This window comes from Methylobacterium frigidaeris (genome assembly GCF_022179185.1).
GTDB lineage: Bacteria > Pseudomonadota > Alphaproteobacteria > Rhizobiales > Beijerinckiaceae > Methylobacterium > Methylobacterium frigidaeris.
In genome coordinates this window covers 1-12,575 of sequence record NZ_BPQJ01000087.1, presented here as the reverse complement: position 1 = coordinate 12,575, position 12,575 = coordinate 1, and the positions used below count along the sequence as shown (strand labels likewise).

Annotated in this window: 10 protein-coding genes; 9 read left to right on the top strand and 1 reads right to left on the bottom strand. The window is 70.6% G+C overall.

The window, feature by feature from the left end:
* Nucleotides 1–399: 399 nt before the first annotated feature.
* Nucleotides 400–2,688: a Hint domain-containing protein gene (locus MFF64_RS35665; protein ID WP_238193762.1), complete on the top strand. Its 2,289-nt coding sequence runs from the start codon at nt 400–402 to the stop codon at nt 2,686–2,688.
* A 639-nt stretch (nt 2,689–3,327) separates the two neighbouring features.
* On the opposite strand, the gene MFF64_RS35660 is transcribed toward MFF64_RS35665, so the two are convergent.
* Nucleotides 3,328–3,537 (bottom strand): FAD binding domain-containing protein, encoded by a 210-nt coding sequence (locus MFF64_RS35660; protein WP_238193761.1) that lies wholly within the window; start codon nt 3,535–3,537, stop codon nt 3,328–3,330.
* Nucleotides 3,538–3,924: 387 nt separating this feature from the next.
* Between MFF64_RS35660 and MFF64_RS35655 the strand changes: the two genes are divergently transcribed.
* From MFF64_RS35655 to coxB, 8 genes are all read left to right on the top strand, one after another.
* Entirely contained in the window at nt 3,925–4,584 is a 660-nt protein-coding gene (locus MFF64_RS35655) for a cytochrome c3 family protein (protein ID WP_099900713.1), read from the top strand.
* On the top strand, nt 4,572–7,391 hold the full coding sequence (locus MFF64_RS35650; RefSeq protein ID WP_238193760.1) for a 4Fe-4S dicluster domain-containing protein: 2,820 nt from the start codon (nt 4,572–4,574) through the stop codon (nt 7,389–7,391). The genes MFF64_RS35655 and MFF64_RS35650 overlap by 13 nt, the downstream gene beginning before the upstream one ends.
* Complete coding sequence (gene nrfD, locus MFF64_RS35645) at nt 7,388–8,737, top strand: NrfD/PsrC family molybdoenzyme membrane anchor subunit (protein ID WP_238193759.1); 1,350 nt, start codon at nt 7,388–7,390, stop codon at nt 8,735–8,737. The genes MFF64_RS35650 and nrfD overlap by 4 nt, the downstream gene beginning before the upstream one ends.
* A 97-nt stretch (nt 8,738–8,834) precedes the next feature.
* Nucleotides 8,835–9,350 (top strand): DUF3341 domain-containing protein, encoded by a 516-nt coding sequence (locus MFF64_RS35640; RefSeq protein ID WP_238193758.1) that lies wholly within the window; start codon nt 8,835–8,837, stop codon nt 9,348–9,350.
* Nucleotides 9,351–9,406: 56 nt separating this feature from the next.
* Nucleotides 9,407–9,880 (top strand): c-type cytochrome, encoded by a 474-nt coding sequence (locus tag MFF64_RS35635; protein ID WP_238193763.1) that lies wholly within the window; start codon nt 9,407–9,409, stop codon nt 9,878–9,880.
* Nucleotides 9,877–10,836: a hypothetical protein gene (locus MFF64_RS35630; protein ID WP_099901251.1), complete on the top strand. Its 960-nt coding sequence runs from the start codon at nt 9,877–9,879 to the stop codon at nt 10,834–10,836. Before MFF64_RS35635 ends, MFF64_RS35630 begins: the two co-directional genes overlap by 4 nt.
* On the top strand, nt 10,829–11,308 hold the full coding sequence (locus MFF64_RS35625; protein WP_238193757.1) for a hypothetical protein: 480 nt from the start codon (nt 10,829–10,831) through the stop codon (nt 11,306–11,308). The genes MFF64_RS35630 and MFF64_RS35625 overlap by 8 nt, the downstream gene beginning before the upstream one ends.
* Entirely contained in the window at nt 11,308–12,375 is a 1,068-nt protein-coding gene (gene coxB / locus MFF64_RS35620) for a cytochrome c oxidase subunit II (protein ID WP_238193756.1), read from the top strand. Before MFF64_RS35625 ends, coxB begins: the two co-directional genes overlap by 1 nt.
* Nucleotides 12,376–12,575 lie beyond the last annotated feature (200 nt).

Genomic DNA, 12,575 nt, shown 5'->3' with positions numbered 1-12,575 from the left:
TGATGCGCCGGTCGCCTTCGCATCGACGCGTCGATGCGAAGGCGCGAGGGTATGACAGGGCGCACTCGGCCATCGTCCGAGGCGACGTGAACGGCATCGCTCGGGGAACGAGACCTTTCGATCATGACCGTCAGTCGCTACGCGACGCCCCCACCCGGCCGATATCGGAGATGCGAACCAAAGCGTGGCAGGGAAGACACAGTCGCGGCCAGACTCGTCGAGCGACCGGACCTGAGACGGTCGGTTCATCGATTGAGACGTTCCGTAAGGCAAGAACATCCTGTCATATGATAGTCGACGCTGAGGCGTGCGAAGGATTTTCCAGAGCGCCCGAGGACTCGTCCTGTCTGCCGCATTGCAGCATTTCCGCAAGCAGACAGAAGATCAGGAATCCCAGGAATGGCCACCGCTTCAGCCACGACCCGCGACCAGGAAGTCACGTTCATCTCCGGCGTGAACGCGGACGGGACCCTTGCGGGTACGGCCTTCGCAACCTACGACGGCAACACTCCGGACGGGTACGGCCGCGTGTCGGAGCAGTTCCACTGGGGACCGACCAACGCGGCCGGGACGGGCGGCGGAACCCTCAACTACTACTTCGATCCGAGCGCGAACTGGAATGCGGGGGAGCAGGAGTCCCTGGCCTCCAGCCTGAGCATGTGGTCCGCCGTCGCCAACATCTCCTTTCAGCTGACGAGCACGGCCTCGAACGCCAACCTCACCTTCAGCCGCAACACGCAGGGCGAGGCTTTCGCAGAATCGAGTTCGCAGCCGCACGCGGTCGGCACCAGCACGATCACGCCGCCCATCGGCAACAACGTCCTCATCTCGATGGACATCGGCGACGGCTCACGGCCGGCCAGCGGCTACGGCGCGCTCGGCGATTTCCAGAGCGGGGGTTTCGGTGTCGGCACGACGCTGCACGAGGTCGGTCACGCCCTCGGGCTCGGGCATGGCGGGCCATACAACGGCACCAAAACGCCCGACCAGCAGCTCGGCCCCTACGACAACCAGATCTCGTCGATCATGTCGTACTTCAGCCCTCACGGAGCAGGGGCCTATGCCAGCCCGGTCGGTTCGACGAATTGGACGACAGGCGGCATCGACAATTACGCGACCACCTGGATGCCGCTCGACATCGACGCAATCCAGCGCCTCTACGGGGCCCAGACGAACGGTCCGCTGAACACCGCGCAGACCTTCGGCTACAACACCACCATCACCGGCAGCCTCAAGCCGTATTTCGACTTCACCGTCAACACCAATCCGGTCCTGACCCTCTACGGCACGGCTGCGAGCGGCAACGCCCTCGACCTCTCCCGGAGCAACCAGGCCGCGACCCTGAACCTCAATTCGGGCACCTACAGCAGTGCCTTCGGGATGACCAACAACATCGCGATCTACGACAAGACCTATATCGAGAAGGTGTTCTGCGGCGCGGGCGACGACGTCTGCACCGTCAACCTGGGCAAGAACAACACGATCGACGGCGGCGGCGGCACCAACACGGCGGTCTTCTCCGGCAGCCGGGCCGACTACACCATCGCCCAGGCGAACGGCGCGACGATCGTGACGCGCACCGCGAGCGCGAATTTGGCCGCGCGGCCCACCGGCGTCACCGACACGCTGACCAACTTCCAGTCCCTCCGCTTCGAAGACCAGTCCGTCACCGTGTGCTTCACCGCGGGCACACGCATCCGCGTGATCCGGCAGGGTCTGCCGGCCGACATGGCGATCGAGGACCTGCAGATCGGCGACCAGGCCGTCACCACCTCGGGGGCTCCACGGCCGGTGCGCTGGCTCGGTCATCGCACGATGGCCTGCCGGGGACGCAAGGATCTGCTCCCGGTCCGCATCGCGAAAGATGCGTTCGGCGACAATCGCCCGGAACGAGACCTTCTCCTCTCGCCGGCTCACGCCGTCTGCGTCGATGTACTGGGCGAGGTGCTCATCCCGGCTTGCCGCCTCGTCAACGGCACCACCGTGACACAGATCCCGGTGGAGAAGGTGACCTACTGGCACGTCGAGCTCGACAGCCACGACATCCTGTTCGCCGAAGGTCTGCCCGCGGAGAGCTATCTTGATTGCGGCAACCGCCGCTTCTTCGCCAACGCCGGAACGACCGATCTCGGGGCCGCGCCCGACACGCGCCCTGCCGGTCCGCTGCCGTTCTGCCGGCCTTTCCACGAGGACGGGCCTCTGGTCGATCTGGTGCGCGCCCGCCTCGGCGACCGCGCGCTGGCGCTCGGCTGGCGCCTGGTCGAGGACCCGCTGGCCGACCTTCACCTCATCGCCGATGGTCGCGCGATCACGGCGGATGTGGACGGCCTCGCCATCCGCTTCGTCCTGCCTGCCGGCGCCCGCGACGTGCGCCTCATGTCCGAGACCAGCGTGCCGGCCCATGTCCTGCCGCGCTCGACCGACGATCGGCGCCTCGGCCTGCCGGTGGCAAGCCTGACGATCGACGGCGCTCGGATCACCCTCGATGACCCGCGGCTGGGAGAGGGCTGGCAGTCGGTCGATGGAGGGACGCGCTGGACGGACGGCTCAGCGGTGCTGCCGCCCGCGTTGTGGGAGGGACGCCGGGGGGATGTCGCGCTGCGGGTGGACCTCTCCGTGCCGGCTCTGCCGCGCTGGGTTGCACCGACGGCGCGATCCGGCGCGGAGGCGGTTCGACGGCGGGCGTAACCCGCACCAGAAAAAGCTCCGCTCGGCGGCGGCCGGCGGGGCTCTGCCGCACTTTCGAAGCAGGCGGGTTGATGGATCTCGGCTTTGGCCGTCGGAGATCCTGCCATGGCTCGCGGCCTGCCCCGGATGTGATCGTCCCACCCGGTCTCTTGGTCGATCGCGCAGCCCTCCGACCGCATCACCATCAGCGTGCGGGTTGGCCGCCTTCAGGGGGAATGCCGTCCACCGGAGCGATCCCAGAGCCGGCGTCTTCTCGCCTGCCTGATTGTGGACCGCGCCCCGCGCTCGGCCTCCCTGGTCCAGGGCACCGGTCCCTTGGTGATGGTACTCGGAGAGATTGTCGTTGATGTAACGCGCGGCAGTCTCCGCGATCTCGGTCTTCTCCAGCAAAGCCGCCGACAGGCCTCATACGATTCCCGATTGATCGCTCAGCAATGCGAAAACCGGCTTCGCTCGGGCGCCGCGCGGGCTGCTGAGACGAGTTCCGGAAGGAATCGTCCGGAACTCGTATCAGATCACCCCTACCATGGACTGGCTGTGGGCCGCGACCGGGTCGACGATCCACCCGGTCGCTAAGGCGCCGAGCAGCCGCGGCACCCGAATCTCGCGGGTGAGTGACGGGACACGGACTTCCACGAACTACGCCACGAAGGCGCAAGCCGTCACGTCCGGCCGCTTGTTGCAGGTCTGCCAGCCGCGGTCGCGGAAGTCGAGGCAGCGGGTGCGCTGCAAGAGAGGACCGGCCAGCGTCGCCATGTTGCGCCGCTGCGCGCTCGCCGCCTGCACCAGGGCGCCGCGGATCGCCGGGCCGTCGCGGGCGATCGCCGGATGATCGGCGGCCTCGCTCATCCGGGCGAGCCCCGAGCACGAGGCCCGATCCGTCCGCCCCGACGCTGCCGTGCTCGGCCCGCAGGGGATTGATGGCGACGAGGCGCACCGTGTGCAGCACGTCGGGCTTCATCAGGTCGAGAAGCGCGGTACCGCCGGCGAAGTCGGCGGCCTCGTTCCCCGAGAGGCTGAGCGCCGTCGCCGTACCGCCGGCGCGGGCATCTGCAGACGGGCGCATCAGGCATTCCCCCGGCTTATCCGGTCGCCGGTTCCCGGCGCCTTCGCAGCCGCAGCGGCGGCTCCTCGCTCCCGGTGATGGAACCTACATACATATATACACAGGGTATATGGAAACGGATGCGGCTCACGAACGCCGCTCGGGGGTCGAGGAGCGAGACTGCAAGCGGAATGGCGCAGATCTTTCGTCCCGGCGCCGACACCCTGGCGCGGGTGGTTCTTGCGGGAATCGCCGTCGTTCCGGTCCTCGCGGTCGGGTTGGCCACCACGCTGTGGCGCTCACCCTACGCCACGGCTCAGGACGTGACCCGTGAGCAGCCGGTACCGTTCAGCCACGAGCACCATGTCGGTGGTCTCGGGATCGACTGCCGCTACTGCCACACCTCGGTCGAGAAAGCCGCCTTCGCGGGCATCCCGCCGACGGAGACCTGCATGAGCTGCCACTCGCAGATCTGGACCAACGCGCCGATGCTGGCGCCCGTCCGCACCAGTCTCGCCGAGGGGCGGCCGCTGGTCTGGCGCCGGGTCCACGCCCTGCCGGACTACGTCTACTTCAACCACTCGGTCCACGTCGCCAAGGGCGTCGGCTGCTCGACCTGCCACGGTGCGATCCAGACCATGAAGCTGGTGCGGCAAGTGGCGCTCCTGACCATGGGCTGGTGCCTCGATTGCCATCGGGATCCCGCGCCGAACTTGCGCCCGCGCGAAGCGATCTTCGACATGACCTGGACGCCGCCGGAGGACCAGGCGGAGCAGGGCGTGCGCCTCGCCGCCGCCTATCACGTGAAGTCGCCGGTGCGGCTCAGCGAGTGCTCGATATGCCACCGCTGACCGGCCTCCATCGCCGCGAGGCCCTGCGCCTGCTCGGTGCCGGCATCGCGCTCGCGGTCGGCGGCTGCTCCCGGCCGGACGAGGAGATCCTGCCTTACGTCCGCCAGCCCGAGCAGCTCCTGCCCGGAGTGCCGGCGCGCTACGCCACCGCGCTCCCCCTCTCCGGCTGGGCCCGGGGCGTGCACGCCATCGCAGTCGACGGGCGGCCGATCAAGATCGAGGGCAACCCGCTCCATCCCGGCAGCCGCGGCGCCACGGACGTGTTCCTGGAAGCGGCCGTGCTCGACCTCTACGACCCCGACCGGTCCCGGGCTCCGAGCGAGCGGGTCGCCGGCATCGCCTCCTGGGAGGCGTTCGGCAAGGCCTATGCCCGCCCCCTCTCCGAGGCGCGGGCGCGGCGCGGGGCGGGCTTCCGGCTGCTGACCGGCCGCATCACCTCGCCGACGCTGCTGCGCCAGATCGCGGCCCTGCGGGAGGCGATGCCGGAGGCCGCCTGGCACGTCCACGAGCCCTTGGACGACGTGAACGCCCGGGCCGGCGCCGCCCTGGCCTTCGGGCGTCCGTTGCGCGGGCTGCCCCGGCTCGACCGGGCCGAGATCGTGGTCTGCCTCGAGGCCGATCCCCTCGGGCCGGGACCGGACCAGATCCGGCTCTCCGCCGCGCTGATGGAGCGCCGGCGTGATCCCTCCCGGTTCGGCCGCCTGTTCGTGGCGGAGAGCCTGCCGAGCCTCACCGGCATCAAGGCCGATGCCCGCCGCGCCGTGCCACCGCCGGTGACGAGCGCCGTTCTCGTCCATCTCGCCAACGGCTTTGGAGCCGGCCTCCCCGAACCCGCCCTGCCCGACTCCGAGCGACGCTTCGCGGACAGCATCCTGACGGACCTGCGCGCCCATCACGGTCGTGCCGTGGTGCTCGTCGGCGAGGCGCTGGCACCGGACTTCCACGCCCTCGCCCACTGGCTCAACGCGCAGCTCTCGGCCCCCGTCGATGGAATCGCGCCGCCCGACGCCCTGCCGGACCACGCGCCCGGCACCCTCGCGGATCTCTGCGACGACATGGCGGGGGGGCGGGTCTCCTGTCTGGCGATCCTCGGCGCCAACCCGGTCCAGACCGCGCCGGCCGATCTCGGATTTTCGGACTTGCTGCGGCGGGTGGCGTTCAGCGTCCAGGTCGGCACCCATGCCGACGAGACTGCGGGCGGGACGCACTGGCACCTGCCGCTCGCCCACGACCTCGAAACCTGGTCCGACCTGCGGGCGACCGACGGCACCGCCAGCCTCGTGCAGCCCCTGGTGCGCCCGCTCTATGGCGGCCGCTCGGTGCACGAGATCCTGGCTCTCCTCACCGGCGAGGAGATGCGGCGCGGCTACGACATCGTGCGGGAGACATGGCGGGGCCGCTGGCAGCAGCACCGGCGCCCGGAGGACGCCGATTTCGAGGGCTGGTGGCGCCGCTGCCTGCACGACGGCACGATCCCGGACACCGCCGCCGCCGCCGCGCTGCCTGAGCCCACCCTGCCGGCCCTGCCGCCGGCGCCCGCCCCTTGCGACCTCACCCTCCTCCTCACCCCCGATCCGGTCCTGTGGGACGGGCGCTTCGCCAACAATGCCTGGCTGCAGGAATGCCCGCACCCCGTGACGAAGCAGGTCTGGGGCAATGCGCTGCTCCTCTCGCAGGCCGAGGCGGCACGGCGCGGGGTGAAGGACGGGCAGACCGTGAGCCTGACGGTGCGCGGCACCTCGCTCGTCGCCCCGGTGGCGGTGACCTCGGGCGTCGCCGACGGGGTGGCGGGCTTGAGCCTCGGCCACGGCCGGGCCCGGGCCGGCCAGATCGGCAACGGCGTCGGGGTCGACGGCTACCGGCTGACGCAAGGCAGCACGGGGCGGCTGATCCGCGACGTGAGCCTCACGCCCCTCGACGAGCGGCGCGAGATCCTGCGGACCCAGAACTATACCCGGATCGAGGGCGAGACCTCGAGGCTGTTTCCGCGCCTCGACCTCGCGGCGCTCGCCACCGTCGCACCGAAGGGGACCGGGTCCGACCAGCCGACGCTCCTGAAACCCTGGGCGGGCGATGCCGACAGCCATGCCTGGGGCATGGTGATCGACACCATGGCCTGCATCGGCTGCAACGCCTGCGTGATCGCCTGCCAGTCCGAGAACAACGTGCCGGTGGTGGGTCCCGAGGAGATCGCCCGCGGCCGGATGATGCACTGGCTGCGCGTCGACATCTACGATGCGGGCAAGCCTGAACGGATCGAGGCCGGGTTCCAGCCGGTGCCGTGCATGCATTGCGAGCACGCGCCGTGCGAGCCGGTCTGTCCGGTGGCGGCCTCGGTCCATGACGGCGAGGGGCTGAACCTCCAGGTCTACAACCGCTGCGTCGGCACCCGCTTCTGCGAGGCGAACTGCCCCTACAAGGTGCGCCGCTTCAACTTCTTCGGCTACGCCGACGGGCAGGAATACGCCAGCCTCGGCGCCGAGCCGGTGCGGGCGCAGCGCAACCCCAACGTCACGGTGCGAGCCCGCGGCGTGATGGAGAAATGCACCTACTGCGTCCAGCGCATCGCAACCGAGCGCCAGGCGGCCGAGCGCGACGGACGCCCGATGGCCGAGGTCTCGACGGCCTGCCAATCCGCCTGCCCGACCCGGGCGATCCGCTTCGGCGACCTGAACGCGCCGGGGAGCCTCGTGGCGACCCAGCGCAACGACCCACGCCACTACGCGCTGATGGAGGAGCTGAACACCCGGCCCCGCACCACGTACCTTGCGGAGTTGCGCAACCCCGTCCGGGAGGACCGGACGTGAGCGGGCAGCCCCATTCGCTGATCGACGCCGAGCGCCTCGGGTACGGGGCGATCTCGGCGGCGGTCGCCGATCCGATCCAGCGCAAGGGCTTCGGCCGCGCCTGGGTCATCGCGCTCCTGTGCACCCTGCCCTTCGTCCTCCTGACGCTCGGCGCCATCGGGGCGGTGCTGACCGTCGGCATCGGGCTCTCGGGGGTGAACACCACCGTGGTCTGGGGCTTCTCGATCGCGAACTACGTCTGGTGGATCGGCATCGGCAATGCCGGCACGCTGATCTCCTCGATGCTGCTGCTGACGCGCCAGCGCTGGCGCGCCTCGATCAACCGCTTCGCCGAGGCGATGACCCTGTTCGCCGCCGCCATCGCGGGGCTGTTCCCGATCATCCATCTCGGCCGGCCACTCTACGCCTACTGGCTGGCGCCCTACCCGAACACCATGGATCTGTGGCCGCAATGGCGCTCGGCCCTGGTCTGGGACTTCTGGGCGATCCTGAGCTACCTCTTGTTCTCGGCCCTGTTCTGGTACACCGGCCTGCTGCCGGACCTCGCCACCATGCGCGACCGCGCACGGACGCGGGCTGGCCGGGTGATCTACGGCGCGCTGGCGCTCGGCTGGCGCAACTCCGCCCGGCACTGGCGCGCCTACGAGACCTACCACCTCACCATGGCGGCCCTCGCGGTGCCGCTCGTCTGCTCGGTCCACTCGATCGTCGGGCTCGACTTCGCCGCGAGCCTGATGCCCGGCTGGCAGGAGAGCCTCTTCCCACCCTACTTCGTCGTCGGCGCGATGTTCTCGGGCTTCGCCATGGTTGTCGTGCTGGCGATCCTGGTCCGCTGGGGGCTGAACCTCCAGGCGATGATCACGCCGGCCCATTTCGATGCCATGGCGAAGGTGATGCTGTTCGCGTCGATCGTCATGGCGTTCTCCTACGCCACCGAGTGGTTCACCGCTTGGGTGGGCGGCGAGCACGCCGACCGCACCGTCGTCGGCTACTTCTTCACCGGCGACTACGCGCCGCTCTACGGGGCGCTGCTGTTCTGCAACTGCGTCGCGCCGCAGGCCCTGTGGTGGCGCAGGGTGCGGCGGAACCTGTGGTGGCTGGCGATCATCTCGGTGCTGATCAATGTCGGGATGTGGCTCGAGCGGATCCTGATCGTCTGGAACACGCTCTCGCACGGCCACGCCGTCACGCTCTGGCGGACCTACCACACCAGCCTCTACGACGTCGCGATCCTGGTGGGACCGCTCGGGCTGTTCGCCTTCCTGTTCCTGATGCTGGCGCGGCTGCTGCCCATCGTCTCGATGCACGAGGTCCGGCAGTTGGCGCGGAACGAGGGGGCGGCATGATGGGTCACGGATGCCGGACGCGCCATCCCTCCCCCCTCCCCCGCGGAGGGGGGAGGGATCGTGGCGGCTGGCGCTCCTCGTCCTGGGAAGTGTGCCCATGACCACGCCCCTCCTCGCCGAGTTCGAGACCCCCGACGCCCTCGTCTCCGCCTATCGCCGCGCGAAGAGCGAGGGCCACCGTGCCATCGACGCCTTCACGCCGTTCCCGCTCGAAGAACTCTCCGAGGCCTTCGACCCCGCCCCGCGCTGGATCCGGCCCGCCATGGCGCTCGCCGGCTTCGGTGCGGCGGCCGCGATGTACGCCCTGCAATGGTGGAGCGCCGTCCACGACTACCCGCTGAATTCCGGCGGCCGGCCGCTGCACAGCTGGCAGGTCTTCCTGCTGGTGCCGTTCGAGGTGGGCGTGCTGGCCGCCGCCATCGCGGGGTTCGCGGGGCTCCTCGTCACCTGCGGTCTGCCGCGGCTGCACCACCCGCTGTTCGTGATGCCGCAATTCGAGCGGGCGAGCCAGGACCGTTTCCTGCTCCTGGTCGCACCGAAGGGCGACCCGGCCGCCTTGCGTCGGCTCCTCGAGGAGGCCGGGGCCGGGCTGGTCGCGGAGACCCACCCGTGACCGGCCGGCCCTTCCTTCTCGCGCTGCTCCTGCTGACCGCCTGCGACGACCTGTCGATGTCGCAGCAGAAGCGCTACGACGTCTATCGCCGCGCCGCTCTCTGGGCCGACGGCGCCGCGGCCCGCACACCCCCGGACGGAACGGTGCAGCAGGGGGCGCTGGCCGACGAGGCGGCCCTGGCCGATCCGCCTCCCGTCGATGCCGCCCTGCTGCAGCGCGGGCGCGAGCGCTACGAGGCGATCTGCACCCCCTGCCACGGGCTCACCGGCCACGGCGACGGCATGATCGTCGCCCGCGGCTTCCCCAGGCCCCCCTCCTACCACGAGGACCGCCTGCGGGCGGCGCCGGCCCGCACCCTCGTCGACGTCATCACCAACGGCTACGGCACGATGTATCGCTACGCCAACCGGGTGGAGCCGCGGGATCGCTGGGCGATCGCCGCCTATATCCGCGCCCTCCAGCTCTCCCAGGGGGCCCGGGTCGCCGAGCTGCCGGGCCTGGCGGAGAAGATCCCGGAGGAGCGCCCGTGACCGAGGCCCTTGCCCGCGGCTGGCTCCTTGCCTGGATCGTCTTCGGCGCCGCCCCCGCCGGGAGCCTGGTGCTGCTGCTCATCCACCGCATCACCGGCGGGCGCTGGGGCGAGGCGCTGGCGCCGTGCCTCCGTCCCGCCGCGGCCCTGCTGCCGCTCGTCGCCCTCGGCTTCCTCGGCGTGGTGGTCGCGCTCCCGCTCCTCTACCCCTGGGCCGCCGATCCGGGCACGGTGAAGCCCGACGTCGCGTCCCTCTACCTGAACACGGCCCTGTTCGCGGTCCGCGGGGCGATCACGCTCCTCGGCTGGTCGCTGCTGGCCGGGCTGGTCCTGGCGGGGCGCTGCACCCGCCTCGTCGCCGGCCTCGGCCTCGCCTTCTATGGCCTGACCATCAGCCTCGTGCCGGTGGACTGGATCCTGTCGCTGGAGCCGCGCTTCACCTCCTCGGCCTTCGGCGCCGGCATCGCCCTGCACCAGCTTCTCGCCGCATTGGCGCTCGCCGCCGTCGTGAGCCCGAGCGGGCTCGACGCCGAGACCGCGCCCGACCTCGCCAACCTGCTCCTCGCGACGCTGCTCGGCGTGCTCTACATCGGCCTGATGTCCTACGTGGTCGCCTGGTACGGCGACCTGCCGCCGAACGCCGCCTATTACCTGCGGCGGGAGGCCGGCCCCTATTCAGGCCTGATCGGCGCGGCCGTGGCAACCGGCGGCCTCGTCCCGTTCCTGTTCCTGCTCGTCGGGGCCGTGCGCCGCAGCCCGGGGGGCCTGCGGCTCGTCGGCCTCCTGGTCCTCGTCGGACTCGTCTTGCGCTTCTGTTGGCTGGTCGTGCCGGCCTGGGGCGCGGACGCCGACGGAGCGGCGGTCGCCGCCGGCCTGTGGCTCACCGGCCTCGTCGTCGTCGCGCTCCTCAGCCTGCGCCTCGTCGCCCGGTTCGGAGGGAGGCTCGGGCATGCCTGACACCTCCTCTCCGGTGCGCGACGACGTGGTCGGCCATGCCGAGGGGCCACCGGAAGCGCCCGACATCCGCTTGAAGCCGGTGCTGCTCACCGGCCTGTTCATCGTGGTCTTCGTCGCGGTGACGCTCGTGGCCCTGCGCGTCTACCGCGACACGGTCATCACCAGCCCCAACACCGAGCCGGCCCGCACCTTCGCCGGCCCCGCCCTGCAACGCGCGCCGCAGGCCGACCTCGTCCGTCTCCTCGCCGACCAGCGCCGGCGCCTGGAGACGTATGCGTGGGTCGACCGGGCCCACGGCATCGCCCGCATGCCCGTGGCGGAGGCGATGCGGCGTCTCGCCGAGCGCGGGGCGGAGGCCTATGCCGCCCCGCTCCAGCCGGAGCGCGTCCCGCCTCTGGGCAGCCGCGGCAGCGCCGCGAGCCCGCTGCCGCCGCCCGGCACCGTCGCCGCCTCCCCGGAGGAGGTGCGCTGATGTTCGGCCGCCTCATGCCGGAGACGGCCTCTCTCCAGGCGGTGCTGACCGACCGGATCTTCCTCGGACTGACGATCGCATCGGTCCTGATCCTCGGCCTGGTGATCGGGCTGCTGCTGGTCTTCTCGATCCGCTTCCGGCGCGGCTCGACGGTGAACCGCCATCCCCTGCCGGAGATCGTCTCGCGCGAGTTCGAGATCGGCTGGACCGTCGCGACGATCTTCCTGTTCGTCTTCATCTTCTGGTGGGCCGCCTCGGCGGAGATCGGTGCCTACTCGGTGCCGCCGAACGCCATCGAGATCCACGTCGTCGCCAAGCAATGGATGTGGAAGACGCAGGCCTCGAACGGCGCCCGCGAGATCAACGAGCTGCACGTGCCGGTGAACCGGCCGGTCAAGCTGATCATGACCTCGCAGGACGTGATCCACTCGTTCTTCGTGCCGGCCTTCCGGCTGAAGCGCGACGTGCTGCCCGACCAGCAGACCGAGACGTGGTTCCAGGCGACCAAGACCGGCACCTTCCACCTGCTCTGCACCGAGTATTGCGGCACCGACCACGCCCGGATGCTCGGCCGGGTCATCGTGATGGAGCCGGAAGCCTATGCGCGCTGGCTGTCGGCGCAGCCGGAGGGCGACGACCTCGCCCACCAGGGCGAGCGCCTGTTCTCGGAGCGCGGCTGTGCCGGCTGCCACGCCCCGGGCTCAGCCGTGCACGCGCCGAGCCTCGCGGGAATCTGGGAGCGCCCGGTGCCCCTCGAAGGCGGCCGCTTCGCCACTGCCGACGCAGGCTACATCCGCGACTCGATCCTCCAGCCCAGCCGCGACGTGGTGGCGGGCTACGCACCCGTCATGCCGAGCTATGCCGGCCTTCTCGACGACGGCGAGATCCAGGCGATCACCGCCTATCTCCGCGCGCTCGGCTCGGAGCCCGCGGTGGTACGCGAGCTCGGGACGCCGGAGGTCCGCTCGAACGTCCCCGGCGGGGTACGCGAGCGCAGCCCCGCGATGGTGCCGGGCGCGCCGGTGCTCGATTCTCCCGCCCCGGCGGGACCGGGGGTGCGGCCGTGAGCGCCGCCAGCCCCACCCCTCGCCCCTTTGCTGGGCAGGGAGATGAAGCCGGAGGCTCCCCATGAGCACCACCGCCAGCCCCACGGGCCTCGCCGACCCGGACGAATTCGACCTGCGCCTACCGGTCAGCTACCTCGCCGACGGTCACAGCGTCCGCTCCTGGCTCCTCACCACCGACCACAAGCGGATCGCGATCCTCT

What these genes read in the sequence shown, in the direction of transcription:
- MFF64_RS35650 (WP_238193760.1), top strand. Translation starts at nt 4,572, where the DNA reads ATGCCACCGCTGACCGGCCTCCATCGCCGCGAGGCCCTGCGCCTGCTC.
- coxB (WP_238193756.1), top strand. Translation starts at nt 11,308, where the DNA reads ATGTTCGGCCGCCTCATGCCGGAGACGGCCTCTCTCCAGGCGGTGCTG.
- MFF64_RS35625 (WP_238193757.1), top strand. Translation starts at nt 10,829, where the DNA reads ATGCCTGACACCTCCTCTCCGGTGCGCGACGACGTGGTCGGCCATGCC.
- MFF64_RS35640 (WP_238193758.1), top strand. Translation starts at nt 8,835, where the DNA reads ATGACCACGCCCCTCCTCGCCGAGTTCGAGACCCCCGACGCCCTCGTC.
- MFF64_RS35635 (WP_238193763.1), top strand. Translation starts at nt 9,407, where the DNA reads ATGTCGCAGCAGAAGCGCTACGACGTCTATCGCCGCGCCGCTCTCTGG.
- MFF64_RS35660 (WP_238193761.1), bottom strand. Translation starts at nt 3,537, where the DNA reads ATGAGCGAGGCCGCCGATCATCCGGCGATCGCCCGCGACGGCCCGGCG.
- MFF64_RS35655 (WP_099900713.1), top strand. Translation starts at nt 3,925, where the DNA reads ATGGCGCAGATCTTTCGTCCCGGCGCCGACACCCTGGCGCGGGTGGTT.
- MFF64_RS35665 (WP_238193762.1), top strand. Translation starts at nt 400, where the DNA reads ATGGCCACCGCTTCAGCCACGACCCGCGACCAGGAAGTCACGTTCATC.